Consider the following 26,628-nt stretch of genomic DNA (forward strand, 5'->3'; position numbering starts at 1 on the left):
AAACGTCTTGAAAAATTTTAAGCTATGAATCAAGAAGGAAATTTGGACCGTATATCGAATTATGTAAGAGGGATTTTCCTTAAGGTGGTGTTGGACAATGAAATCTGCTTTTTCTCGCTTTTTTAATTTGAAAGACAAGCCAGAAGAGCATGAGATTGATATTGAGGAAAAGGAAATACGTGATGAAGTTAAGGAGTTGCCTGTTAGTCAAATTAGCCCAAACCGTTATCAGCCGCGTACTATTTTCCAGGAAAATAAGATAGAAGAGCTTGCTCAAACAATCCGCACTCACGGTATTATCCAGCCGATTATTGTTCGGAAAATGACAGAGGGGCAATTCGAGATTATTGCCGGGGAAAGAAGATGGAGAGCTGTGCAATCTCTAGGATGGGTGACCATTCCAGCTATTGTAAAGCAGTTCAATGATACAGAAACAGCTTCTGTTGCCCTTATTGAGAACCTTCAGCGTGAGGAGCTTACTCCAATTGAAGAAGCGGTAGCCTATGCAAAGTTGATAGAGCTTCACAATTTGACACAAGAAGCATTAGCTCAAAGGTTAGGTAAAGGTCAATCCACAATTGCTAACAAGCTTAGACTTCTAAAACTTCCTGAAGAGGTTCAGGATAGCATCCGTCAAAAGCTAATTACAGAACGTCATGCAAGAGCTTTAATTTCCTTGAAAATTCCGCAGAAGCAAGTTGAACTACTGCATGAAATCATTGAGAAGAACCTAAATGTGAAGCAAACAGAAGATCGAATTGTGCAGTTATTAGACGGAACAAAACGAAAAGCAAAACCAAAGCGAAAAGCTTTTAGCAAAGATACTCGAATTGCGATGAACACAATTCGTCAATCGCTAACAATGGTACAAGATAGCGGCATTACGTTAAATTCTGAAGAAGAAGAGTTTGATGATTATTATCAATTTACAATTCGAATTCCGAAAAAATAGAAAGTAGTCGTTTCTTATAGACTTGATGCATAGCAAACGTTGTCCTCATCGTCCCTAGTTTTGATGAGGTTTTTCCCTTTCTGAAAGAGATTTTAGAAAATTCGTGATAAACTATCAATAAGAGTTTCATTATTCCAATGTTAAATAAAGGGTAGGTGACAGCATGGGGAAAATCATCGCGGTTGCTAACCAAAAGGGTGGAGTTGGTAAAACAACTACGGCTGTTAATCTTGGGGCATGTCTTGCGGCCCAAAACCATCAAGTGTTACTCGTAGACAGTGATCCGCAGGGAAATGCTACAAGTGGGGTTGGTATTGAAAAAGGAGATGTAGAACAGTGCATTTATGATGTACTTACAGAAGATGTTGAACCAAGACAAGTGGTTTATCCAACAGGTGTAGAAAATCTTCACATCTTACCTGCTACAATTCAGTTAGCAGGTGCAGAAATTGAGCTTGTTTCAACTATTTCTAGGGAAGTTCGTCTAAAACGAGCACTTGATACAGTAAAAGAACACTATGATTATATTGTGATTGACTGTCCGCCTTCTTTAGGGTTGTTAACAATAAATGCATTAACAGCCGCGGATTCTGTTTTAATTCCTGTTCAATGTGAGTACTATGCTTTAGAAGGTCTTAGTCAGTTATTGAACACAGTGCGCCTTGTACAAAAACACCTGAATAAAGCTCTTAAAATTGAAGGTGTTCTACTTACAATGCTTGATGCGCGTACAAATTTAGGATTGCAAGTTACAGAGGAAGTTAAAAAGTACTTTAGAGATAAAGTGTATCAAACGATTATTCCGAGAAATGTTCGCTTAAGCGAAGCGCCTAGTCATGGTGCACCTATTATTTTATATGACCATAAATCTCGCGGAGCAGAAGTTTATATGGAGCTTGCAAAGGAAGTGATTTACAATGGGAAAAGGATTGGGGAAAGGAATTAACGCTCTTTTTTCTACTTATGACGAAAAAACGGATGAAACAGTACAAGAGATTCCGTTACGTGAACTTCGACCAAATCCATATCAGCCTCGGAAAATCTTTCATGAAGAAGCGATTCAGGAATTAAAAGAATCAATTGAACAGCATGGGATTCTTCAGCCGATTGTAGCACGAAAAAGTATTAAAGGATATGAGATTGTAGTTGGGGAAAGAAGATACAGGGCAGCAACAGAAGCAGGACTTGAAGTTGTTCCTGTTATTGTGCGGGAGTTAACAGAGAAGCAAATGATGGAGCTTGCTCTCTTAGAAAATCTTCAACGTGAAGATTTAACTCCAATTGAAGAAGGTATTGCTTACCAAACTTTAATCAGTCAACTTGAAATGACCCAAGAACAGCTTGCTTCTCGTTTAGGTAAGAGCAGACCGCATATTTCTAACCATTTAAGACTATTAAATTTGCCTGAAGAAGTACAAGGGTATTTAACTGAAGGAAAGCTTTCTATGGGACATGGCCGTGCTTTGTTGGGAGTAAAGGACAAGTCCCTTCTCGTAAAGCTAGCTCAAAAAGTGGTAGAAGAGAAGTGGAACGTGCGCTATCTCGAACAATATATTACAAAGTTAAATAAAGAAGAAAGTCAAAAAGAAGATAAACAGAAGCCAAAGAAAGATCTTTTCTTAAAAGAAAGTGAAACACGCTTGAGAGAGCGATTTGGAACATCTGTTCATATTACACAACATAAGAAAAAAGGAAAAATTGAGATTGAGTTTTTCTCACCTGATGATTTAAACCGTCTTCTAGACTTGCTTCAAATGAAATAAAAAACCGCTACACATACTGATGTGTAGCGGTTTTTTACGTTTCCTTCAATGTTGGGGGAACTTTGAGTAATGTTGGTTTGCGAATACGTTGCATTTCTTTTCCTGCAAGTGCTATTCCTTCTGTAATCATATCAGCCATGCTCATTACAAGGTGAAGTCTTGTATTCTGAAGAACAAAGAATTCCATCAAACCGCTTACGTTTACAATTCCTGCAATATGAATGTCTCCAACAGGTGAGAGATTTTTATTTACTCCTGCTCCTGGTTTGACAGGACCAATCCCTAAAGTTACAGTTCCAATATTTTTGCTTCTCCCTAGGCAAGCATCAATTCCAATAATAAAAGGTTTCACGTGAAGCTTTTGAATATGTTCTAGCATTTCATCAAGGTTAAGGGCATGAATAGGCTTGGCTAATGTGCCATATACATGAAAAGGGGAGAAAGGCTGTTCTTGAAGTTTAGTACCGATTAATGGACCCAATGAGTCACCTGTAGAACGATCTGTTCCAATACAAACAAAGACAATTGAACGGTGAGGTGAAAGTGGAACAAGCTCTGTGAGTAACCGTTCAGCAAGTTTCTCGCTTGCTAAGCTTTCATCATGAGCAACACGGAATAGGGATTTTGATTTATCAAATAAAGAATGCTTTAGATTCATAGGGTCCACTCCTTACACATAGTAGTAACAGTATACGAATAAAACAAGCTTTCTATACGTATGAAGGGAAAGAAATGGGGGAAAGGGAATGTGGAAATCAGGTTTTCAGTGGATTTTCTTAATTATGGGGACAATCATTGGCGCTGGCTACGCTTCTGGCCGAGAGCTATGGCAGTTCTTTGGAAAGGAAAGCGGGCTAGCTATAGTTTTATTCACTATTATCTTTTCTCTTTGCTGCTATACAATTATGAAAGTGAGTTATGAACAAAAAACAGAACATTTTATGCCATTATTAGAGAAACTAGTTGGTGCTAGGTGGGCCTCTGTTTATGATATTTTAATCATGCTCTATCTTTTTACGACAACGGTCGTTATGCTCGCGGGTGGAAGTACATCACTAGAGGCATTTGGTTTTTCCTATTGGGGAGGCATGATTTTATTTTGTGTATGTATTGTTATTATCTTTTTTAAAGGTGTACAAGGTATGATTACGATAAATACGCTTTTAACTCCTCTTTTAATTTTAGGTTTATTGGCAACACTGCTTATTTTTATTGGTCATGACCAAGGGGTAATGCCTCTCTTTGAAAAGCTTCAGCGGAATTGGCCCTCTGCTTTTACTTTTACATCTTTAAATGTGCTTTCCCTTGTAGCTGTGCTAGCAGCCGTTGGAAAAAAGATTAAAAGTATAGAGGAAATTAAAATTGCAAGCATTGGGAGCGGCCTTATCATTGGATTTCTTTCTTTCATTTATAACCGTGCTTTATTGTTTGTAGAAAGTGAAATGAGTCATTACGAAATTCCACTTTTTGCAATTATGAAAAGTTTTCCTTACTTAATGTCATTCATAATGACCATTCTATTAATATCGGCTATATATACAACAGCTGTTTCTAGCATTCTTGGGTTTTTAGCTCGCATTAAAGAAGCCGTCGGATTACCTCTTCCTATCCTTGCTGTGTTATTATTACTTATTATGGTTCCGTTTACAATGGTAGGATTCTCAACGTTAATTGCTGTTCTTTACCCTATTTATGGGATTCTGAACCTTTATTTACTAGCGGGAATTTTAGCATATCCTATTATAAATCGGTACAAATCTGAATGAAAAGTTGCTAAAATATAAAGGAAGTTTTCTATCTTTCGGAACGAATAGGGGAAGGAAGAATAAAAAGTGAATGCAACAGAGAAAGCAATAGATAAAATTGTCGGTTATTTATCCAATGAAGACCTATGGATCTTAATTGGGGAAAAATGTTTAAAAATCATTTTAATTCTCGTTCTGTCTTTTCTTTTTATTAGAGTAGGAAAAGCTCTATTAAACAAATCTTTTGAAGTCAGAATGAAGAGTCCACTGCGAATTTCAGAAAGACGGGAAGCTACTATTAGTCGCCTCCTCCAAAATACGCTAACTTATTTTACGTACTTTGTTGCAATTGTTATGATTCTAGAGACGCTTTCCTTAGAAGTCCGAGCTCTTCTTGCGGGAGCAGGAGTTGTTGGACTTGCTATTGGATTTGGAGCACAAAACTTAGTACGTGATATTATTACAGGTTTCTTTATTATATTTGAGGATCAGTTCTCAGTTGGAGACTATGTACGAATTACAAACTTTGAAGGAACTGTTGAAGAAATTGGAATTCGGACAACAAAAATTAAAAGCTGGACAGGAGAGCTTCACATTTTTCCAAATGGAAACATTACTGATGTGACAAACTTTTCTATCCACAATAGCATGGCTGTAGTTGATGTGAATATTTCATATAAAGAAGATATCGAAAAAGCAGAGAAGGTAATTTTAGAACTTTTACCACAGCTTCCTGCTCGTTATGAAAATATGGTAAAAGAACCTGAACTTTTAGGAGTTCAAAGTTTGGGGCCAACAGAAGTGATGATAAGAGTTGCCTGTGAAGTGAAACCAATGACACATGTTCCAATTGCTAGAAAAATGCGCAAAGACATTAAAGGTGTTCTAGATGCGAATGGTATTCAAGTTCCATTTGCTCAAATGATGATGTACAATCTATCAAATAGCACAAAGCCCCTTTAAAAAATAGAAAGAGGAGCGAATAGTAGTGGATAAAGAATTTGATCTCTATGATATTGTTGAAATGAAAAAACCACATCCTTGTGGTGAAAATCGCTGGAAAATCATCCGTATGGGGATGGATATCCGAATTAAATGTGAAGGATGTTCACATAGTGTTATGATTCCAAGAAGAGAATTCTCTCGAAAGTTGAAAAAGATCCTTGTAAAACACGAGGAATAATTGTACCTCATCGCCTTTTTAAAGCGATGAGGTTGTTTTTTTAGCATTATTCATAAGAAGGAGGGGTAGAATGGGCGAAATCAGACAATCAGCTTGTCCATTGAACTGTTGGGATAGCTGTGGCTTTCATATCGAAGTTGAAGATGGGAAGGTGAGAAAAGTCGACGGAGACCCTACTCACCCGATTACAAAAGGGAAAATTTGTGGACGAGGAAGAGCATTAGAAACGAGAACAAACTCATCTAAGCGCCTTACCGTTCCTTTGAAAAAAATCAACGGTATATTTAAGGAAATTTCATGGGAAAAAGCGTTAGAAGAGATTAGTCAAAATTTAATAAATGTAAAGGAAAGATATGGTTCAGAAGCTGTTTTACATAGTCATGACTATGCTAATAATGGTCTTTTGAAAAATTTAGACAAACGTTTTTTTAATGCATTTGGAGGAGTTACAGAGCTTTACGGAAGTATTTGCTGGGGAAGTGGTATTGAAGCACAAGTATGGGACTTCGGTGCTTCACACAGTCATTCTCCAGAAGATATTTTACACAGTAAAAATATTGTGATTTGGGGACGCAACGTAGCTCGTACAAATATGCATCTTTTTAGTTATTTACAAGAAGCGAAGAAAAAGGGCGCAATAATTACGGTTATTGACCCTATTCATAATGCAACAGCAAAACTTGCTCATCATTATGTGTCAGTAAAGCCTGGTATGGATGGATTACTTGCAATTGGGATTATGAAAGAACTCCTTGAAAAAGATGTGTATGATAAAGAATTTGTAGAAAAATATACACATGGATTTTCTGATCTTTGTAAGCTTTTAGACTCTCTGACAATGGAAGAGATTTTAGATAAAACAGAAGTTTCAAGAGACATTATTTCTTTGCTTGCATCTCTTTATGAAAGTGGTCCAACTTCAACTTATCTTGGTCTCGGTATGCAACGTTATCAAAATGGAGGAAATACGATTCGACTCATTGATGCTCTTGTTGCTCTAAGTGGGAACGTAGGAATCAAAGGGGGAGGTTCCCATTTTGGAAATACGCAAGTTGGGGAGAGTTTCAATATAAAAGAGCTCTCAAAACAAGATTTAAAAGAAACAAACCGTAAGTTTTCCATGATGACTCAAGCAAAGGAAATGATGGGGGCAAATGAACCTCCAATCAAAACAGTAATTGTTACTTGTGGAAATCCACTTACTCAAGTTCCGGACACAAATAGCGTGCATAAAGCTTTTTCTAATGTGGAGACATTGATTGTATTTGAACAATTTATGACGGATACAGCGCTTCTTGCTGATTATATATTGCCTGTTACAACAGTTTTTGAAGAAACGGATATCTATTTTTCTTCTATGTATCATGGGTATATGAACTATAGTGAAAAAGCAGTAGAGCCTCCAGGACAAGCAAAGTCCGATTTGTGGATTTGGACAGAACTTTCGAAACGGTTAGGGTTTTTCGATCTCTTTAATTATACGATTGATGAATTTTTAGCAATGGGTCTTTCTTCTTTGAGTGAAAAGGGCATAACCCTTGAAAAACTAAAAGAAAAGCATCATATGTTGTTACCAGTTAAAGCTGTGCCTTGGGAAGATCGGCGTTTTAAGACACCAAGCGGAAAGTATGAATTTACGTCTCTTAAAGCTAGTAAAGCAGGATATAGCGGCCTTCTCTCAGCATCATTACCTGGTGAAGTGGAAAAAGAAAAGGGGAAAGAGAGCTCAAGATATCCTTATACACTTTTATCTATTCATCCTTTAAGGTCTAATCATTCCCAGCACTATCATGTCTTGAAAGGAATGGACAAGGCAACAATTGATATATCACCCGATATTGCTCTTGAAAGAGAATTGAAAAACGGAGATCGTATCCGTGTGTACAATGATCGAGGTGTGCTAGAGGGAGAAGTGAAAATTTTAAAAGAAGCCCATCCTAGAACAGTTAATATTGATGAAGGAAGATGGAGAACGATGGGAGAAACCGTTAACGTACTTACATCTAGTGCTCTTTCTGATAATGGATTAGGAAGCTCTCTTTATGATTGTGTTGTAAACATAGAGAAGCTCTAGGAAAGAAAGGTTGTATTCTTTTTCAGAAATCTCTATAATTGTGAAAGGTTGAAGTAATAGTGAACACGGGCATGAGACGTGTTAGACAATAGATTGTTCAAAATGAAGAGGAGTGGTTGAAGTGGCTTTAACAGCAGGAATTGTTGGTCTTCCAAACGTAGGGAAATCAACATTATTTAATGCCATCACACAAGCAGGAGCAGAATCAGCAAACTATCCGTTCTGTACAATTGACCCGAACGTAGGAATTGTTGAAGTACCTGATGAGCGATTGCAAAAATTAACAGAACTTGTAAAACCAAAAAAGACAGTTCCAACAGCATTTGAATTCACAGATATTGCAGGAATTGTAAAAGGTGCAAGTAAAGGTGAAGGACTTGGAAACAAGTTTTTATCACATATCCGTGAAGTAGATGCTATCTGTCAAGTTGTTCGTTGCTTTGCAGATGATAACATCACACACGTATCAGGCAAAGTCGATCCAATTGCAGATATTGAGACAATTAACTTAGAGCTTATCTTAGCAGATTTAGAAACAGTTGAGAAACGCATTGGTCGCGTTGGTAAAATGGCGAAACAAAAAGATAAAGAAGCAGTATTTGAATATGAGATTCTTGAAAAGCTAAAAGAAGCATTTGAAGCAGAAAAGCCAGCGCGTGCTGTTAGCTTCACTGAAGAACAAACGCGTGTTGTAAAAGGTCTTCACCTTCTTACAATTAAACCAACTCTTTATGTAGCAAATGTAGCGGAAGATGAAGTTGCAGATGCTTCTGAAAATGAATATTTAAAACTTGTTCAAGACTATGCTAAAAAAGAAGGCGCAGGCGTAATTGTTGTTTGTGCAAAAATCGAGTCTGAAATTGCTGAACTTGAAGGAGAAGAAAAAGAAATGTTCCTTGAAGAACTAGGCATTAAAGAGTCTGGATTAGATCAGCTTATTCGTGCAACATATGAGTTACTTGGACTAGCAACGTACTTTACGGCAGGTGAACAAGAAGTGCGTGCATGGACGTTCCGTAATGGTATGAAAGCTCCTGAGTGTGCTGGAATCATCCATACAGACTTTGAGCGTGGTTTTATCCGTGCTGAAACAGTAGCATATGAGGATCTTCTTGAAGCTAAAACAATGGGTGCAGCTCGTGAAGCTGGAAAAGTACGTTTAGAAGGAAAAGAGTACATTGTTCAAGATGGAGATGTTATTCACTTCCGCTTCAACGTATAAAAAACCGAGAATTTCTCGGTTTTTTTCTTTATACAAATAGACGAACATACGTTTCTTTGATATGATAGTAAAAAGAGGACAATCAACTTAATCAAAGAAACTAAAACGCTATGTTTAAAATTTATTTTATCAGTCATTGCAACGTATAGTTTCCTATGCTATAATTTTTAGATGTGAGTAATGACTATTGCTCCTTGCTCTATTTTCAAATAGGGCCGTTTAGACCAAGAGGAGGTGACTATAATGAAAAAGTACGAAGTTATGTACATCATTCGTCCAAACATTGATGATGAAGGTAAAAAGGCACTAGTTGAGCGTTTCAACGGTGTTATCACAAGCAATGGTGCTGAAGTTACAGAAGCAAAAGAATGGGGTAAGCGTCGTCTAGCTTACGAAATCAACGACTTCCGTGATGGATACTATATGCTTTTAAAAGTACAAGGTGAAACTCAAGCAGTTAACGAATTTGACCGTCTTGCTAAATACAGCGAAGACATCATTCGTCACATTGTTGTAAGAGAAGAAGCTTAATTATTGAACGAAATTCTGTAAGAGGTGGTTCTCATGATCAATCGCGTTATTCTTGTTGGCCGTTTAACGAAAGACCCTGAATTACGCTATACGCCAAATGGAGTCGCTGTAGCAACTTTTAGTTTGGCAGTTAATCGCACATTTACAAATCAGCAAGGCGACCGTGAAGCTGACTTCATTAATTGCGTCGTTTGGCGTCGTCAAGCTGAGAACGTAGCAAACTTCTTGAAGAAAGGAAGTTTAGCTGGTGTTGATGGCCGAATTCAAACCCGTAGCTATGACAATCAAGAAGGCCGTCGTGTCTATGTCACTGAAGTGGTAGGAGACAACGTTCAATTTCTTGAGCCGAAGAGCGGAAGCGGAAATGCTAATAACAATTTCCAAAGCTCTCCAAATCAAGGTTCTCCATTTGGACAAGATCAGAACCGCAACAATCAAGGATATACACGTGTAGATGATGATCCGTTCTCAAGCAACGGAGATACGATTGACATTTCAGATGATGATCTGCCATTCTAATTCATCACACAATAGATCGAGTTTTAATAATCTCAAATAGAAGGGAGGACTTGACATGGCAGCAGGAGGACGTAAAGGTCGCGGTAAACGTCGTAAAGTGTGTTTCTTCACAGCAAACGGAATCACTCATATCGACTATAAAGATGTAGATCTTCTTAAAAAGTTCGTTTCTGAACGTGGTAAGATCCTACCTCGTCGTGTAACAGGAACTAGTGCGAAATATCAACGTAAGCTTACAAGAGCTATCAAGCGTTCACGTCAAATGGCACTTCTTCCATATGTAGCAGACGAGAAGTAAGTTGTTTAAAAAGAGACAGTAAGTTACACTTACTGTCTCTTTTTTTATCGTATAAACATATTGTGAACACTTTTTGACATAAGGGTTATTTGATGTAAAAGTTTGCGTCGGGTGTCTCATCTAGATAAAATATAAGATAGTGTAGTTTAAAAAGTGAGGTGAAGTTGTGAATAAAGCACGGACATTAACTGAAGGAGCAATGAACTTAGCAATTTTTATTGTTCTGCTTCTCATTACAATTTACGTTCCAGCTCTTGGTGTTTTGGCTGCTTTTACCCTTTCTATCCCTTTTATTATATATACAGTTCGTCATGGGCTTAAAAATGGGATTTTTATGGTGATTATAGCTATCCCTATAACATTGCTTCTTGGTACATATGTATTATTACCTTTTGCATTGATGTTCGGAATTAGTGGGGTTGTAATGGGACATCTTTTTTCAAAAACGAAATTAGCATATGTGGTTCTCTTAGGAGGAACCGTTTCTTTTGCTTTAACATTGCTTTTGCAGTTTGTAGTAGCTGGCGTTTTCCTTAATATTGATTTACAAGGGTTTTTTCAACAATCTGTAAATGACTCAATACAGAGGTCAGAAGAGATTATGAAATCAGTTGGGCAAGTCCCTGTAGAAGAAGAGATTGAACTCATCCGAGAGAACATGCGGATGATGACATATCTTATCCCAACAGTACTTGTTGGGGCTGGTGTAATATTAGCATTTGTTACTCAGCTTTTATCTGTACCAGTGCTGAAACGCTTAGGACATAAACCGGTTTCATTTCCACCATTACGTGATTTACGTTTACCTAAGTCTCTTCTTTGGTACTATCTTATCACTTTAGTATGCTCCCTTATCCCACTTGATGAAGGATCATTTGGGTATATAGCAGTGATTAACTTACTTATGGTACTTCAGTGGCTTATGTTTCTTCAAGGTGTATCGTTTCTTTTCTATTACTTTCATAGCAAAGGAAGATCAAAAGCAATCCCTGTTGTTATTACGATAATTGCTTTAGTTATTCCACCTGCTGGAACAGTATTACGTATTGTTGGAATTGTAGATTTAGGGTTTAACCTCAGAAAGAACAATTCTGAATCTTAACCTAGAATAGAGCATATTCTTTCAAACAAGAAGGCATTTTTGCGTGTATAATAGAATAAATAAGTAGTTTAAATAGGGAGTTGAAATGTATGCCTATCTTTCAAAAAAAGCATATCATTCGTCTTCCTTTTTACCTTTTATATAGTTTTGCTTTGATTATAACAGCAATCATTACGTATGAAAATTGGTATGTAGGGGCTGCGGGATTTGCTGTTCTTCTTGGCATGTTGTATCTCTATATAAAAATGGAACGAATGATCATGACAGAGTTAGAAGCCTACATTTCCACACTTTCGCATCGTGTGAAGAAAGTAGGAACAGAAGCTCTAATGGAAATGCCTATTGGGATTATGCTTTTCAATGATGATTATCAAATTGAGTGGACTAATTCTTTTCTAGCTTCATGTTTTGCTGAAGAAACGTTAGTAGGGAGATCGCTTTATGATGTATTAGACAGCATTGTGCCGCTGATTAAACAAGAAGTAGAATCTGAAGTTGTTACAGTTTATGATCGCCGTTATAAAGTTATCATTAAAAGAGATGAACGTTTAGTTTATTTCTTTGATGTAACAGAACAGGCTACGATTGAGAAGCTATATGAAGAAGAAAAAACAGTTTTTGGCATCATTTTTCTTGATAACTATGATGACTTGACTCAAAGCATGGATGATCAAGTGAAAAGTAATTTAAATAATCAGGTAACATCGATCATTAATCGGTGGGCAAATGAACAAGGCATTCTTATTAAGAGAACTTCTTCTGAGCGCTTTGCTGCCATTTTGAATGAACGTATTCTCTCTCAATTAGAACGAGACAAATTCTCTATTCTAGATCATGTAAGGGAAGAAACTTCTAAGCAAAACATTTCTCTAACTTTAAGTATTGGACTTGGGATTGGCTCTTCATCATTGCCAGAGTTAGGAACACTGGCTCAGTCAAGCCTTGACTTAGCGTTAGGGCGTGGTGGTGACCAAGTAGCAATTAAGCTTCCAAGTGGAAAAGTAAAATTCTACGGTGGGAAAACAAACCCTATGGAGAAGCGAACTCGAGTAAGAGCACGCGTTATCTCCCATGCGTTAAAGGAACTTATCACAGAGAGTGAAAATGTGATTATTATGGGACACAAGTATCCAGATATGGATGCCATTGGAGCTGCCATTGGAATCTTAAAGGTAGCAGCTGTGAACAATAAAAAAGGCTATATTGTGCTTGATCAAGAAAGAACAGACTCTAGTGTACAAAAACTATTAAGCGAGATTAAAAAAGACGAGAATTTGTGGCCGCATTTTGTTTCACCAGAAGAGGCACTTAATATGGCTCAGGATCAATCGCTCCTTGTTGTGGTGGATACCCACAAGCCATCTCTTGTTATCGAAGAACGTTTGCTTAATAAAATAGATAGTGTTGTCGTTATTGACCACCATCGAAGAGGAGAAGACTTCGTTAAAAACCCTCTTCTTGTATATATGGAACCATATGCTTCTTCAACAGCTGAGCTTGTAACAGAGCTCTTAGAATATCAACCAAAGCGTTTTAGTATTAATATGCTTGAAGCTACAGCATTGCTTGCAGGGATTATTGTAGATACGAAAAGCTTTACGCTTCGTACAGGATCTCGAACATTTGATGCAGCCTCTTTCTTACGTTCACAAGGTGCAGATACTGTGCTTGTGCAAAAGTTTTTAAAGGAAGATATGGATCACTATGTTAGGCGGGCAAAGATTATCGAAAAAGCTTGTATATATAAAGCAGGGATTGCTATCTCAAAAGCCCCAGAGAACGTTGCTTTTAGCCCAGTTCTTATTGCTCAAGCAGCAGATACATTGCTTTCAATTGACGGTGTTGTCGCCTCTTTTGTTATTGCTAAGCGTGAAGACGACCAAGTTGGAATTAGTGCTCGTTCATTAGGAAATGTGAATGTTCAAGTCGTTATGGAAGGTCTACAAGGAGGCGGACATTTGACAAATGCCGCTACACAGTTGCAAAATATCAATATCGATGAAGCTGAAAATAGATTAAAAGAAGTCATTGATGAGTACCTGGAAGGAGGAACACAATCATGAAAGTAATCTTTTTAAAAGATGTAAAAGGTAAAGGTAAAAAAGGAGAAACAAAAAACGTAGCTGATGGCTATGCACATAACTTTCTATTAAAACAAGGTTTAGCTGTTGAAGCAACAAACAGTAATGTTAAACAACTTGATGCTCAAAAGAAAAAACAAAAAGAGGTTGAAGCAGAGGAGCTAAAAGAAAGCCAAGAGCTTAAAAAGACACTTGAGGCTTTAACGGTTGAGCTAACAGCTAAATCTGGTGAAGGTGGCCGTTTATTTGGATCTGTTACAAGTAAGCAGATTGCTGAGGAATTAAAGAAAAAGCATAATATCAAAGTAGACAAACGTAAAATTGAACTTGATGATGCTATTCGTGCTTTAGGCTATACAAACGTTCCTGTTAAGCTTCACCCTGAAGTGACAGCAACGGTAAAAGTACATGTTACAGAAGCTTAATGATAACTATAGAGATGAAGATAATAGACAGCATGAAGGCTGTCTATTATCATTCATAGCGAATAAAAATAATGGAAATGAAGGGGCAAATAACTATGAGTGATTTGTTTGCAGATCGTATTCCGCCCCAGAATATTGAAGCAGAACAAGCAGTGCTTGGGGCAATCTTTTTAGAGCCATCTGCATTAACAATGGCTTCTGAGATTTTGATTCCAGAAGATTTTTATAGAGCTGCACATCAGCGTATTTTCAACTGTATGCTTACACTAGCAGATCAAGGGGAACCTGTTGACCTTGTCACTGTAACGTCTGAGCTTGCTGATCAAAAGACGCTTGAAGAAGTAGGGGGCGTATCTTACTTAAGTGATGTAGCAGAATCAGTACCAACAGCAGCAAATATTGAATACTATGCCAAAATAGTAGAAGAAAAATCCATTTTGCGTCGTCTTATTCGTACTTCAACAACAATTGCCTCTGATAGTTATACAAGGGAGGATGATGTTGAGGCGCTTTTACATGATGCTGAAAAAAGTATCTTAGAAGTAGCTCAGCGTAAAAATACAGGAGCTTTTCAAAGCATTGGTGATGTTTTAGTTGAAACATATGACAATATTGAAGAACTTCAAAATCGAAAGGGAGATATTACAGGTATCCCGACAGGTTTTACTGAGCTAGACCGAATGACCGCAGGATTTCAGCGAAATGACCTCATTATTGTTGCGGCTCGTCCTTCTGTAGGGAAAACTGCTTTCGCATTAAATATTGCACAAAACGTAGCTACCCGAACAGATGAGAATGTGGCTATTTTCAGTCTTGAGATGGGTGCTCAGCAGCTTGTTATGCGTATGCTATGTGCAGAGGGAAACATTGATGCTCAAAATATGAGAACTGGGGATCTCACTCAAGAGGACTGGAGCAAATTGACGATGGCAATGGGTTCTCTTTCAAATGCAGGGATTTATATTGATGATACTCCTGGGATACGTGTAGGAGATATTAGAGCAAAATGTCGACGTTTAAAACAAGAAAATGGCCTTGGAATGATCTTAATTGACTATTTACAGCTTATCCAAGGTAGTGGACGCCATAAAGGTGAAAACCGTCAGCAGGAAGTTTCTGAGATTTCACGTGCCTTAAAAGGGTTAGCTCGTGAGTTAGAAGTCCCTGTAATTGCGCTCTCACAGCTTTCTCGGGGAGTTGAACAAAGACAAGATAAGCGTCCAATGATGTCTGATATTCGTGAATCAGGAAGTATTGAGCAGGATGCTGATATTGTAGCTTTCTTATATCGTGATGATTATTATGATAAAGAAACAGAAAATCAAAACATTATCGAGATTATTATCGCAAAGCAGCGTAATGGTCCTGTTGGAACTGTTCAGCTTGCTTTCGTAAAAGAATATAATAAATTCGTAAACCTTGAGCGGCGTTTTGATGATGCAAGTGCACCTCCGCCAGCTTCATAGAAACCTCTTCATAATTGATGAAGAGGTTTTTTACTTTTTTAGAATAAAGAAAACGCTTTTTAGGCGAACATATTTGAAAAGGAAATATTAATTGTTCGTGTTTTGTTGACTTGCAAATCTTAAATTGGTACACTTAGAACGTTCAATAAGGAAATAGACTTCTAATTGTAAAGGCGGAGGTGCGATCATATGTCTTCTGTAGTAGTTGTTGGTACACAGTGGGGAGACGAAGGAAAAGGTAAAATTACTGACTTCCTTTCAGAAAATGCTGAGGTAATTGCTCGTTATCAAGGTGGAAATAATGCAGGACATACAATTAAATTCAATGGTGAAACATATAAACTACATTTAATTCCTTCAGGAATTTTTTATAGTGATAAGATTTGTGTTATTGGAAATGGAATGGTTGTAGATCCAAAAGCACTTATCACAGAACTTAAGTATTTACACGATCGTAATGTAACAACAGATAATTTACGTATTAGTAACCGTGCGCACGTTATTCTTCCATACCACATCAAATTAGATGAAGTAGAAGAAGAGCGAAAAGGAGCAAACAAGATCGGAACAACGAAAAAAGGAATTGGCCCAGCATACATGGACAAAGCTGCCCGAGTTGGAATCCGAATTGCAGATCTTTTAGATCGTGAATCATTCGAAGAAAAATTAAAACAGAATCTAAAAGAGAAAAACCGTCTTCTTGAAAGAATGTACGAAGTAGAAGGTTTCAAGATTGAAGATATTTTAGATGAGTATTATGAATATGGTCAACAGTTTGCAAAATATGTTTGTGATACATCTGTTGTTTTGAATGATTCTCTTGATGAAGGTCGTCGTGTTCTATTTGAAGGAGCACAAGGCGTTATGCTAGACATTGACCAAGGAACATATCCATTTGTTACATCTTCAAATCCTGTAGCAGGTGGCGTAACAATTGGTTCTGGTGTTGGTCCAAGTAAAATCAAGCACGTTGTTGGAGTAGCAAAGGCTTATACAACACGTGTTGGTGACGGTCCTTTCCCAACAGAGTTAGATAATGAAATTGGTCAACAAATCCGTGAAGTTGGACGTGAATATGGTACAACAACAGGTCGTCCACGCCGCGTTGGTTGGTTTGATAGCGTTGTTGTTCGTCATGCTCGTCGTGTTAGCGGTATTACAGACCTATCTCTTAACTCTATTGATGTGTTAACAGGCCTTGAAACAGTGAAAATCTGTGTTGCATATCGCTATAGAGGGGAAGTTATCGAAGAATTCCCAGCAAGCTTAAAAGCATTAGCAGAATGTGAACCTGTTTATGAAGAAATGCCTGGCTGGACTGAAGATATCACAGGTGTGAAATCTTTAAGTGAGCTACCTGAAAATGCTCGTCATTATATTGAACGTGTATCACAACTTACAGGAATTCCGCTATCAGTCTTTTCAGTCGGTCCTGATCGTACACAAACAAACGTTATTCGCAGCGTATATGGTCCAAGATAAAGGGAAAAGCCTGCAAATTGCAGGCTTTTTTTCTTTTTTTAAAATTTTTTTCAAAAAAAGTGAATAAATTTCTAAAATACTATTGCTTTATATTTAAAGTGATGATAATATAATCAATGTCGCTAAGATATTAATCAATGTGGCCCGTTGGTCAAGCGGTTAAGACACCGCCCTTTCACGGCGGTAACACGGGTTCGAATCCCGTACGGGTCATCTTTATAATACATACTTTAACACGGTTTGGTCCCGTGGTGTAGCGGTTAACATGCCTGCCTGTCACGCAGGAGATCGCGGGTTCGATTCCCGTCGGGACCGCCATGGCTCAGTAGCTCAGTTGGTAGAGCAATGGACTGAAAATCCATGTGTCGGCGGTTCGATTCCGTCCTGAGCCACTTCTAAAACACGACAATATTTGTCGTGTTTTTTGTATGGAAAAAAGACTTTTCACATATGACAAAAGTAATACAAATGAATTACAAATTTTCCTTTATCAGTGATATCTTTTTTAAGGTATGATACATTAATAAAGTTGGAAAAAATGCCTTTTTATATTTTAAGTAACTAAATTTCTATTTTTAGAAAGAGAAAGTTGTAAAAGGCATCCAGGGTTGACTTTTCATGATATATACAATAAAGATAAATATAGAAAAATAAAAGCCTCTAGCTCTGTCTAGAGGCTTTCCTGTAGTGGAAATGAGCAATATAGACCAAACTATATTAGAATGTTAAAGTGTGTATGCAGTATAATAAAGGTACGATGTATTCGTATGATTTTATGCAATTAAAGGAGCCGGATAAAATGGATAAACGTATTCTAGTCGTTGATGACGAGAAACCAATCGCGGATATTTTAAAATTTAACCTACAAAAAGAAGGATATGAAGTTCACTGCGCTTACGATGGAGTAGAAGCATTAGAAAAAGTAGAAGAAGTGCAACCAGAACTTGTTTTATTAGATATTATGCTTCCTCAAAAAGATGGGATGGAAGTCTGCCGAGAAATTCGCAAAAAATATGAAATGCCTATTATTATGCTAACAGCTAAAGATTCAGAAATCGATAAAGTATTAGGTCTTGAGCTAGGAGCAGATGACTATGTCACCAAACCATTTAGCACAAGGGAATTAATTGCTCGGGTAAAAGCAAATCTGCGTCGTCATCAAGCAGTAGCTTCTGAAGCAGGACAACAGAATGAAATTCAGATTGGCTCTTTAGTGATCCATCCTGATGCGTATATTGTATCTAAACGTGGAGAGCTTATTGAACTAACTCATCGTGAGTTTGAGCTCCTACATTACTTAGCTAAACATATTGGACAAGTTATGACTCGTGAACATTTATTGCAAACAGTATGGGGTTATGACTACTTTGGAGATGTACGTACTGTTGACGTAACAGTTCGCCGTTTACGTGAAAAAATTGAAGACAACCCAAGTCATCCAACTTGGATTGTAACACGAAGAGGTGTGGGGTACTATCTCCGTAATCCAGAGCAGGAGTAGTAGAAATGAAAAAGGTTAGATTCTTTCAATCGATTCATTTTAAGTTTGTGTTAATTTATATTTTACTTATTTTAATTGCGACCCAAATTATTGGGGCCTATTTTGTTCAAAAACAGGAAGAGAACAATATTACGAACTTTAGAAATTCAATTAATGAGCGAGTAGATGTGCTCGCTTATAGTGTGGAAAAAGAAATGGCAGAGAAAAGGAGTGAAGGTGATCCAACTTTAGAAGAGGAGATTGCCAAACTTCTGAATGATTTTAAGTCTGAGGATATTAGTGAGATTAGCGTTGTGGACAAAAATCATCAAGTTCTTGCCGTTTCAAACTATGATGCTAAAAGTACTGTTGGTAAGAAGTCTATTACAGATCCTGTGAACAAAGCGTTATCAGGCGGTACTTATAATAATATGATGGTGAATGAAAAAGGCGAGAGAATGAGAGTTGTAGCTGTTCCGGTCAATTCTAGTGAAGGCACAATTGGAGCTATCTATCTTGAAGCTTCAATGGAATCTCTTTATGAACAAATGAAACAAGTGAACGCTATTTTTGCAAAAGGAACGCTTCTTTCTCTTTTACTCACAGCTATTTTGGGGATCCTTCTTGCTCGTACAATCACAAGACCGATGTCTGACATGCGTCGCCAAGCACTTGAAATGGCGAAAGGAAACTTCTCTCGTAAAGTAAAAGTATATGGCTATGATGAAATTGGGCAGCTTGCCATTACGTTTAACAATTTGACGAGAAAACTCCAAGAAGCACAGGCAACAACAGAAGGGGAGCGTCGGAAGCTTGCTTCTGTATTAACAAATATGACAGATGGCGTCATTGCAACAGACCGAAAAGGTCGCGTTATTTTAATTAACGAGCCTGCTGGACAAATGTTAGATGTTTCACGTGAAACTGTTCTTTCGGAATCTATCTTAAGGCTGTTAAACATTGAAAAAGAATACACGTTTGATACGTTATTAGAAGAGCAAAATTCACTTATTCTAGAATTTGATAAATATGATGAGCCATATATTCTAAGAGCTACTGTCTCTCCTATCCAGAAGGAAACAGGATTTATTAATGGGATTATCGTTGTGCTTCATGATATTACAGAGCAGGAGAAAATTGAGCGTGAACGTCGTGAATTTGTTGCGAACGTTTCACATGAGCTCCGCACACCACTTACAACGATGCGCAGCTATTTAGAAGCTCTTGCAGAAGGAGCATGGCAAGATAAAGAGATTGCCCCGCGCTTTTTAGACGTTACGCAAACAGAAACAGAGCGGATGATTCGGCTTGTTAATGATTTGCTTCAGCTATCAAGAATGGACAGCAGAGATTATCATTTGACAAAATCACAAGTGGACTTTATTGATTTTTACAACCATATTATTGATCGCTTTGATATGAGCAAAAGTCAAAATATCGAGTTTGTTCGTAAACTGCCAGAAGGGCCAATCTCAATTCAATTTGATCAGGATAAGATTACACAAGTATTAGATAATATTATTTCAAATGCAATTAAATATTCTCCTGAAGGTGGAAAAGTGACGTTCTCTGTTCAGCCTCAAGAGTTCTTCATTCTTGTTAGTGTGAAGGATGAAGGAATGGGCATTCCTCGTGAAAAAGTAAAGAAAATTTTTGAACGCTTTTACCGAGTTGACAAAGCAAGAACAAGACAGCTTGGAGGAACAGGTCTTGGCTTAGCCATTGCCCGGGAAATGATTGAAGCTCATAAAGGTGAAATTTGGGCTGAAAGTAAAGAAGGAAAAGGAACAACCATTCACTTTACGCTTCCTTTACAAGTAGAACAAGACGAGGATGAATGGATATGAGATATGAAAATATCAAAACCGTAGTATTGTCATGTTTAATTTTGATTAGTCTTATTTTAACGTGGACATTATGGACCTACACGCCTACATATAAACAGATGGATAATCAATCTTATGTAGATGATGTGAAAATCGGCAAAACTAAGACGTTAGAAGATCACATTCAGCCGTCCTTAATTTTAGCTCACTTTGCTTCCACTCATAAAGGACTTTTCAATAAAGATATGGATACATGGACTAATGAGATGAAGAAATGGTCTATCTCTGATGTAGTACGTATTTCGAATACTTCTTTTGATGATCCAGAAGATTTCTATGATTTTGTACATGGGAATCAGACAATGGAAATCATCTATCCAACAGAGATGCCATTATCAACTTTTCAAAGTATGTATGAAGTAAAAGGGACAATGCCATCTGGGACATTTGATCGAATTATTCTTAAACCAGGTCAAGCGGATAATGTATCGCAGTCTGTTCGTATTTATTTTGTTAATTACGAAACAGAACAGATTTACGAGGCAAATATAAAGGGATTTAATGAAGTTGCATGGGAGAAACATTACCGAGACCTACAAAGCAAGGGACAGGATTATATAGCATTTAAAAGAGAAGATCAATCAGTTCTTTTCTTACCAGAACAACCAACACCGCTTCAACAAAAAAGTTATAAACAAGAAATGATTTCATCCGATAAGTTTCGCAATGCATTGTTTGATAATATGAAAATCGTTGAAGAAAGTGAGCTTTCAGGTCAAACCGTTTATAACGATTCAAAACGGATGTTGGAATTGTCCAAGACAAAACCATTGATGGCATACACAAACTATGAAGATGCTGACCAAAATGTAGTTATAGATAAAGAGGGAGCGATAAAAAGATCATTTGACTTTGTAAATGCTCATGCAGGGTGGACAGATCCATATTATCTAACAGAATGGAATAGTGATACTCAAGCTCAGAACGTAACGTTCCAGCTTCATGAAGATTATTACCCTGTTTTTAATGATGATGATTTGTCGAAGGTTACGTTACAATCTTCAGGACAAAATATCTCTGATTATAAACGTCCAACATTTCAATTAGGAAAACTTTCAGACGAGTATGGAAAAAAGATTAAATTACCATCTGGTGAAGATGTTATAAAAGAAATTAAAGCAAGAGAAAACTTTGATGACAGCAAATTAAAAAATATTGTAGTAGGTTATGAGCTACAAACAGAGAAAGACTTTACAAATGTACTTACGCTCAAGCCATATTGGTTTTATAAGTATGATGGAATATGGTACAAAATTGTAGATAAAGCAGAGCAAGGAGGAGATAAGGATGGATTGGAATAAGACGAAAACGATTTTTATCGTTATCTTCTTTATCCTGGACCTTTTTCTTGCTCGTCAATTTATGGTTAAAAGGGAAGCTAACCAGCTTGAGATGATTTCAGAACGAACAGGTGAAGAATTATTACAAGAAGCCAATATTACGTTTAAAGAGACCCCAAGCAGCAATCAGAAGGCAGGATATATTAAAGCTTATGTTCACACATTTACGGAGAAAGAAACGAGTAGTTTAAAAGACCAAAAGGTTGAGGTTCAGGAAGATGGAAAAGAGCTTCATGGAGAATTCACAAAGCCAACATCTTTACCTTCTTCTGATGAAAAGAACAAATTAGAAGACTTTGTGAAAAAGAACATGATAAATGGTGATCAGTATAAGCTAGTACAGATTGATAAAGATGGTGGACAAATTACATTTGCCCAGTTGTATAGACAGAAGCCTGTTTATGATAACACTAAAACTTTTATTACCATTCAACTTAATGAAAAGAACGAAATGGTATCTTACAAACAAAGGATGCTAGAGCAGTTTGAACAGAGAACAGAAGCTGAAACTGTGAAAAGTCCAGTGAATGCTGTTACCGAACTGTATAATAGTAATAAAGTTAATCAAGGTAGTAAAGTTAGCATGGATTTAGGATATTACGCGTACTTCCCACCTGCAACTGATTCACAAATCTTAGCCCCAACATGGCGAGTAACTGTGGATAAGAAAAAAGGTGAGGTTGAAGTGTACTATGTTACAGCCCTTGATTAGAGAAAGACGTAATGGTTAAAAAAACGGAGTGAGAACGGTGAGTTTACAATTTAGTGTGCTAGCAAGTGGGAGTACAGGAAATGCTCTTTTTGTTGGCAATGGAAAAGAATCACTACTAGTTGATGCAGGACTTAGTGGCAAAAAGATGGAACAACTTTTTAAAGAGGTTGATCAATCAATTGAGAACTTATCAGGCATTTTAGTGACCCATGAGCATAGTGACCATATTAAAGGTCTTGGGGTGCTCGCAAGAAAATATAAACTGCCTCTTTACGCAAATGAAAAAACGTGGAAGGCAATGGAGCACTTAATTGGGACAGTTCCAACAGAGCAAAAGTTTTCATTTGAAATTGGAGATGTAAAAAGCTTTGGAGGAATTGAAGTAGAATCATTTGGGGTTTCCCATGATGCGGCAGAGCCAATGTTTTACACGTTTCATAGTGAAGGAAAAAAGCTCACTCTTTTAACAGATACCGGATATGTTAGCGATAGAATGAAAGGCATTGTTAGAAATAGCGATGCCTTCATTTTTGAGAGCAATCATGATGTTGAGATGCTTCGCATGGGACATTATCCGTGGAATATTAAGAGACGTATTTTGAGCGACCTTGGTCACGTATCGAATGAAGATGCAGCTATCGCTTTGTCAGAAGTAATTGGAGACCATACAAAATATATTTACTTAGCTCATCTAAGCCAAGATAACAATATGAAAGAACTTGCTAGAATGACAGCAGAGCAAACATTAAAAGAAAAAGACCATGGAGTTGGCATTCAGTTCAATATTCATGATACTGATCCGAAAAAGCCAACGCCTCTTATTGATCTTTCACACACGTAAATCCCTCTAAATGAAGGATAGAAAAACTTCAAACATCCATACTATAAAAGCATATGTCTAATGTGAGAAAGGATGAATGTTTGAAGTGGGGCTTTACGATGAACGGAAAGGAAGAAAGAGAACTATATTTTTTACATGTCTTATTGGTGCAATTATCGGTGCTATTCTTATCCTGTTTGCTCTTCCTGCCTTAGAGAGAAATGGTATTTTATCAAGCCGCACAGAGAGCAGTAATAAAGAGGGAAACAACATTTCAGAAGAGCAGTCTGTTTCGATTGATGTGACAACAGACATTACTGAAGCTGTTGATAAAGTATCTGATGCTGTTGTGGGGATTGTGAACATCCAAAAAAGTGGTTTCTGGGAAGATGAGAGTGAATCAGCTGAAGCTGGAACAGGTTCAGGAGTCCTTTATAAAAAGAGTGGAAATAAAGCATATCTTGTCACCAATTATCATGTTATTGAAGGTGCAAATGAGATTGAAGTAAGTTTAAAAGATGGATCACGTATTGCTGGAAAAGTACGTGGTGGAGATGATTTAACAGATTTAGCGGTCATTGAGATTGATGGTAAGAATATTAAAACACTCGCTGAATTTGGAGACTCAGACCGTATTAAAGCAGGAGAACCTGCAATTGCAATTGGTAATCCTCTCGGTCTTCAGTTTGCAGGTTCTGTCACACAAGGAATTATCTCAGGTACAAACAGATTAATTCCTCAAGACTTAAACAATGACGGAAACCCAGACTGGCAAGCAGAGGTTATTCAAACAGATGCAGCAATTAACCCTGGAAATAGCGGTGGAGCTCTTATTAATGTAGCAGGCAAAGTTATTGGTATCAACTCCATGAAAATTGCTCAAGATGCCGTTGAAGGAATTGGGTTGTCAATCCCGATTAATACAGCACGACCGTTTATTGAAGATCTTGAAAAAGATGGAGAAGTCCACAGACCGTATATTGGCGTAAGTACTCTTTCACTGTCGCAAATTTCAGGTTATCATCTACAAGAAACATTAAAGTTGCCAAAAAGCATTGTAGAGGGAGTAGCAGTGCTCCGCGTTTCTCGTCTTTCACCAGCAGCTAAAGCTGGAATAAAGGAATATGATGTTATTGTGGAGATGGATGGACATCGAGTGCGAAACATCATTGACCTACGCAAATACTTGTATCAAAAAGGAGTCAATGATACATTAGATGTTACGTTTTATCGCAATGGAAAGAAGAAAAACGAAACGTTAAAACTTGTGGAAGAACCAAAGTAAAACAGGAGAAAATCTTTCTCCTGTTTTTACGTTAATAACTTGTGGATAACTCCAGAATTTTCTGTGTATTATTTTGTCCACAGAAAGAAGAAAACGTAAAGGAGAAGAAAATATGAAAGTGAATTGTTGCCTTGAGCACGTAGAGCTTGCGCTTGATATTATTGTTGATGAAACAGAAGAAGCACCAATTATGAAAGAGCTAGATAAAGAACTGTGTATAACTTGTGAATATTGCGAAAATAATGCTACATATATAGTGGGGAACGAGTGATCCTATACCATATATGCCACTCTTTGTGGATATGTGGATAATTTCTGTGTATAACTTGTTTGTAAACTATTTACAGAGAGGAGACAACCTGTGAATATCTCGATTATTACAGTTGGAAAATTAAAAGAAAAATACTTAAAACAAGGTATTAATGAGTACTTAAAACGCTTATCAGCTTATGCAAAGATAGAAGTAGTTGAACTTCCAGATGAGAAAGCACCTGAAAACCTTAGTGAGGTTGAAATGGAACAAGTGAAAGGAAAAGAAGGAGAGCGCATCCTTGCTAAAATTTCACAAGATACACATGTCATTGCTCTTGCCATTGAAGGAAAAATGAAGTCATCTGAACAGCTTGCAGGTGATTTAGACAAGCTTGCTACATATGGAAAAAGTAAAATTGCTTTTGTTATTGGTGGATCACTAGGATTAAGCAGTGATGTAATGAAAAGAGCTAATGATACATTGTCATTTTCAAAAATGACTTTTCCACATCAGTTGATGAGATTGATTTTAGTGGAGCAGATTTATCGCGGATTTCGAATTAATCGAGGAGAACCGTACCATAAGTAAACGATGATTTTATGAATAAAAGGTACCTCTATTTTAGAGGTACCTTTTAGCACATTATTATTCTAATACAGTGACCTATGAAGGCTATTTTGCAGGGGGTAACCAATCTTGGTAGCCTTTCATGCGGCATGAGTTTTTTCTTTTTTCAAAACATCTCTTTGACCAGGTGCCTTGATAAACAGCGCAATGACTACTGAGATTATACTTAACACGGCAATAAACGTGAAGGTAGAAACAAAGCTGCCAAGCGCTGCGGCAATAAATGATCCGGACAATGCACCGATCCCAAACCCTTGATAAATGATCCCATAGTTTTTACTTTGGTTTTTTAAGCCAAAGAAATCGGCAACAATTGCAGGAAAAATGGTTATATTTCCGCCAAAACAGAAAGCAATTCCTGCAACACACACAAAGAACAATCCATAATTTAGTTCTAGAAAACTTAAAGCAGATACAGCTACTGCAGTTACCAACAAAGCGCCTGCTACTACCTTTAAACGGCCAACTTTATCTGATAATGCTCCAAGGATAATGCGTCCAATTGTATTAAAAATTGCTACCAATGCAACAGCATTGGCTGCTGTTGCCACATCCAAACCAGCTAAACTTACACCGATATCTTTTACAACTCCGATTAAATATAAACCGCTCATACACGCAGTGAAAAACATAATAAACAATAAGTAAGCTTCTTTTGTTTTAAGCATTTCTTTAACTGTGTAGTCTTTAGCCTGTACTCCATTAACAGCTGGGGACTGGCCTGTTACCTGTGCCTCGCGAACTAAGAATGAGCCGCCTATAACCATAATCATCACGATTATGCCCCAGTATAAAAATGTATAAGATACGCCAACGTTTTGAATTAGTGACCCGTTAATATATTTGAACAGCAAACTTCCTGTACCATAAGCACCGACAGAGATTCCAGAAATAAGCCCTTTTCTCTCCGGAAACCACTTAATAAGATTTGACAATGATGTGATATAAGCAGTACCATCGGCAAATCCTACCACAACACCAGCCAAGATATAAAGCATCCATAATGATGAGACTTGTGAGCTAATGATTAAACCTGCGCCCAAGACAATGCCTGCAGTTGCGATTAAGCGGCGAATTCCCCAGCGATCCTGAAGTTTGCCGGCAAATAGTGTTGAAAAAGCTAAAGCAAAGCTTGTAATTGAAAAAGTAATGGCTACCGAGTTCAATTGCCAGCCAAAGTGATCAATCAATGGTTGGTTAAATAAGCTCCATGTATAGATAGTTCCCAATCCCATCTGAACAATAATGGTTCCCAGAACAATCAGCCAGCGATTACTTGTTTGTGAATTCATGTTGATCTTCCCTTCAACTTCCGAAACCAATGCTGGTTTCTTAGTAGAATGCGTTTACAAGAAGATCATACCACTAAAAAAAATCATGAA

General features: G+C 37.3%; 26 protein-coding genes and 3 tRNA genes. 27 read left to right on the forward strand and 2 right to left on the reverse strand.

The genetic code is table 11. The annotated features are described in order from the left end of the window. Positions 1–97: 97 nt before the first annotated feature. The 3 genes from noc (at position 98) to ACK3CR_RS08515 (ending at position 2,715) form a co-directional block, all read left to right on the forward strand. The gene (gene noc / locus ACK3CR_RS08505) at positions 98–952 is read left to right on the forward strand and encodes a nucleoid occlusion protein (RefSeq protein ID WP_243516112.1); all 855 of its coding nucleotides are present in this window, start codon (positions 98–100) and stop codon (positions 950–952) included. 163 nt (positions 953–1,115) lie between these two features. After that, complete coding sequence (locus ACK3CR_RS08510; RefSeq protein ID WP_019394667.1) at positions 1,116–1,898, forward strand: ParA family protein; 783 nt, start codon at positions 1,116–1,118, stop codon at positions 1,896–1,898. Then, positions 1,870–2,715, forward strand: coding sequence for a ParB/RepB/Spo0J family partition protein (locus ACK3CR_RS08515; protein ID WP_243516114.1), 846 nt, complete (start codon positions 1,870–1,872; stop codon positions 2,713–2,715). The genes ACK3CR_RS08510 and ACK3CR_RS08515 overlap by 29 nt, the downstream gene beginning before the upstream one ends. A 34-nt stretch (positions 2,716–2,749) precedes the next feature. On the opposite strand, the gene yyaC is transcribed toward ACK3CR_RS08515, so the two are convergent. Beyond that, a complete protein-coding gene (gene yyaC / locus ACK3CR_RS08520; protein WP_040060460.1) occupies positions 2,750–3,373 on the reverse strand; it encodes a spore protease YyaC in 624 nt (207 codons plus the stop codon). A gap of 88 nt (positions 3,374–3,461) precedes the next feature. On the opposite strand from yyaC, the gene ACK3CR_RS08525 reads away from it, so the two are divergent. The 24 genes from ACK3CR_RS08525 to rlmH all read left to right on the forward strand — a co-directional run bounded on the left by ACK3CR_RS08525 (position 3,462) and on the right by rlmH (position 25,207). Continuing rightward, complete coding sequence (locus ACK3CR_RS08525; RefSeq protein ID WP_019394670.1) at positions 3,462–4,481, forward strand: YkvI family membrane protein; 1,020 nt, start codon at positions 3,462–3,464, stop codon at positions 4,479–4,481. A 66-nt stretch (positions 4,482–4,547) separates the two neighbouring features. Beyond that, entirely contained in the window at positions 4,548–5,423 is an 876-nt protein-coding gene (locus ACK3CR_RS08530) for a mechanosensitive ion channel family protein (RefSeq protein ID WP_488975232.1), read from the forward strand. A gap of 19 nt (positions 5,424–5,442) precedes the next feature. Beyond that, positions 5,443–5,643: a DUF951 domain-containing protein gene (locus ACK3CR_RS08535; protein WP_040060458.1), complete on the forward strand. Its 201-nt coding sequence runs from the start codon at positions 5,443–5,445 to the stop codon at positions 5,641–5,643. A gap of 70 nt (positions 5,644–5,713) precedes the next feature. Then, positions 5,714–7,717, forward strand: a complete 2,004-nt coding sequence (locus tag ACK3CR_RS08540; RefSeq protein ID WP_488975233.1) for a molybdopterin-dependent oxidoreductase — start codon at positions 5,714–5,716, stop codon at positions 7,715–7,717. A gap of 121 nt (positions 7,718–7,838) precedes the next feature. Then, a complete protein-coding gene (gene ychF / locus ACK3CR_RS08545; RefSeq protein WP_488975234.1) occupies positions 7,839–8,939 on the forward strand; it encodes a redox-regulated ATPase YchF in 1,101 nt (366 codons plus the stop codon). Positions 8,940–9,182: 243 nt separating this feature from the next. Then, positions 9,183–9,470, forward strand: a complete 288-nt coding sequence (rpsF, locus tag ACK3CR_RS08550; RefSeq protein WP_019394675.1) for a 30S ribosomal protein S6 — start codon at positions 9,183–9,185, stop codon at positions 9,468–9,470. A gap of 33 nt (positions 9,471–9,503) precedes the next feature. Continuing rightward, positions 9,504–9,989 (forward strand): single-stranded DNA-binding protein, encoded by a 486-nt coding sequence (ssb, locus tag ACK3CR_RS08555; protein WP_488975235.1) that lies wholly within the window; start codon positions 9,504–9,506, stop codon positions 9,987–9,989. Between the two features lie 55 nt (positions 9,990–10,044). Further along, the gene (rpsR, locus tag ACK3CR_RS08560) at positions 10,045–10,287 is read left to right on the forward strand and encodes a 30S ribosomal protein S18 (protein WP_019394677.1); all 243 of its coding nucleotides are present in this window, start codon (positions 10,045–10,047) and stop codon (positions 10,285–10,287) included. A 166-nt stretch (positions 10,288–10,453) separates the two neighbouring features. Beyond that, positions 10,454–11,389, forward strand: coding sequence for a YybS family protein (locus ACK3CR_RS08565; protein WP_410914355.1), 936 nt, complete (start codon positions 10,454–10,456; stop codon positions 11,387–11,389). Positions 11,390–11,478: 89 nt separating this feature from the next. Beyond that, entirely contained in the window at positions 11,479–13,452 is a 1,974-nt protein-coding gene (locus ACK3CR_RS08570) for a DHH family phosphoesterase (protein ID WP_243516130.1), read from the forward strand. After that, positions 13,449–13,895, forward strand: coding sequence for a 50S ribosomal protein L9 (gene rplI, locus ACK3CR_RS08575; protein ID WP_243516132.1), 447 nt, complete (start codon positions 13,449–13,451; stop codon positions 13,893–13,895). The genes ACK3CR_RS08570 and rplI overlap by 4 nt, the downstream gene beginning before the upstream one ends. A 95-nt stretch (positions 13,896–13,990) precedes the next feature. Then, complete coding sequence (dnaB, locus tag ACK3CR_RS08580; RefSeq protein WP_019394681.1) at positions 13,991–15,361, forward strand: replicative DNA helicase; 1,371 nt, start codon at positions 13,991–13,993, stop codon at positions 15,359–15,361. A 189-nt stretch (positions 15,362–15,550) separates the two neighbouring features. After that, the gene (locus tag ACK3CR_RS08585) at positions 15,551–16,843 is read left to right on the forward strand and encodes an adenylosuccinate synthase (protein ID WP_124051733.1); all 1,293 of its coding nucleotides are present in this window, start codon (positions 15,551–15,553) and stop codon (positions 16,841–16,843) included. Between the two features lie 141 nt (positions 16,844–16,984). Further along, positions 16,985–17,056 (forward strand) — tRNA-Glu (locus ACK3CR_RS08590). A 29-nt stretch (positions 17,057–17,085) separates the two neighbouring features. Next, positions 17,086–17,161: transfer RNA gene (locus tag ACK3CR_RS08595), tRNA-Asp, on the forward strand. Between the two features lies 1 nt (position 17,162). Further along, positions 17,163–17,235, forward strand: a tRNA-Phe gene (locus ACK3CR_RS08600). A gap of 407 nt (positions 17,236–17,642) precedes the next feature. Further along, the gene (gene yycF, locus ACK3CR_RS08605; RefSeq protein ID WP_019394683.1) at positions 17,643–18,344 is read left to right on the forward strand and encodes a response regulator YycF; all 702 of its coding nucleotides are present in this window, start codon (positions 17,643–17,645) and stop codon (positions 18,342–18,344) included. Between the two features lie 5 nt (positions 18,345–18,349). Further along, positions 18,350–20,170, forward strand: a complete 1,821-nt coding sequence (gene walK / locus ACK3CR_RS08610; protein WP_243516134.1) for a cell wall metabolism sensor histidine kinase WalK — start codon at positions 18,350–18,352, stop codon at positions 20,168–20,170. After that, positions 20,167–21,510 carry a YycH family regulatory protein gene (locus ACK3CR_RS08615; RefSeq protein ID WP_243516144.1) on the forward strand — a complete coding sequence of 448 codons (1,344 nt, stop codon included), beginning with the start codon at positions 20,167–20,169 and terminating at the stop codon, positions 21,508–21,510. The genes walK and ACK3CR_RS08615 overlap by 4 nt, the downstream gene beginning before the upstream one ends. After that, positions 21,497–22,261, forward strand: coding sequence for a two-component system regulatory protein YycI (locus ACK3CR_RS08620; protein ID WP_243516146.1), 765 nt, complete (start codon positions 21,497–21,499; stop codon positions 22,259–22,261). Before ACK3CR_RS08615 ends, ACK3CR_RS08620 begins: the two co-directional genes overlap by 14 nt. 37 nt (positions 22,262–22,298) lie before the next feature. Beyond that, complete coding sequence (locus ACK3CR_RS08625; protein ID WP_040060450.1) at positions 22,299–23,102, forward strand: MBL fold metallo-hydrolase; 804 nt, start codon at positions 22,299–22,301, stop codon at positions 23,100–23,102. Between the two features lie 76 nt (positions 23,103–23,178). Next, positions 23,179–24,366 (forward strand): S1C family serine protease, encoded by a 1,188-nt coding sequence (locus ACK3CR_RS08630; RefSeq protein ID WP_488975236.1) that lies wholly within the window; start codon positions 23,179–23,181, stop codon positions 24,364–24,366. 112 nt (positions 24,367–24,478) lie between these two features. Beyond that, entirely contained in the window at positions 24,479–24,637 is a 159-nt protein-coding gene (locus tag ACK3CR_RS08635; protein WP_019394689.1) for a CxxH/CxxC protein, read from the forward strand. Between the two features lie 90 nt (positions 24,638–24,727). Continuing rightward, the gene (gene rlmH, locus ACK3CR_RS08640; protein ID WP_488975237.1) at positions 24,728–25,207 is read left to right on the forward strand and encodes a 23S rRNA (pseudouridine(1915)-N(3))-methyltransferase RlmH; all 480 of its coding nucleotides are present in this window, start codon (positions 24,728–24,730) and stop codon (positions 25,205–25,207) included. Positions 25,208–25,326: 119 nt separating this feature from the next. On the opposite strand, the gene ACK3CR_RS08645 is transcribed toward rlmH, so the two are convergent. Beyond that, positions 25,327–26,538: an L-lactate MFS transporter gene (locus ACK3CR_RS08645; protein WP_488975238.1), complete on the reverse strand. Its 1,212-nt coding sequence runs from the start codon at positions 26,536–26,538 to the stop codon at positions 25,327–25,329. Positions 26,539–26,628 lie beyond the last annotated feature (90 nt).

It is taken from the genome of Priestia sp. TRM10 (genome assembly GCF_057808375.1).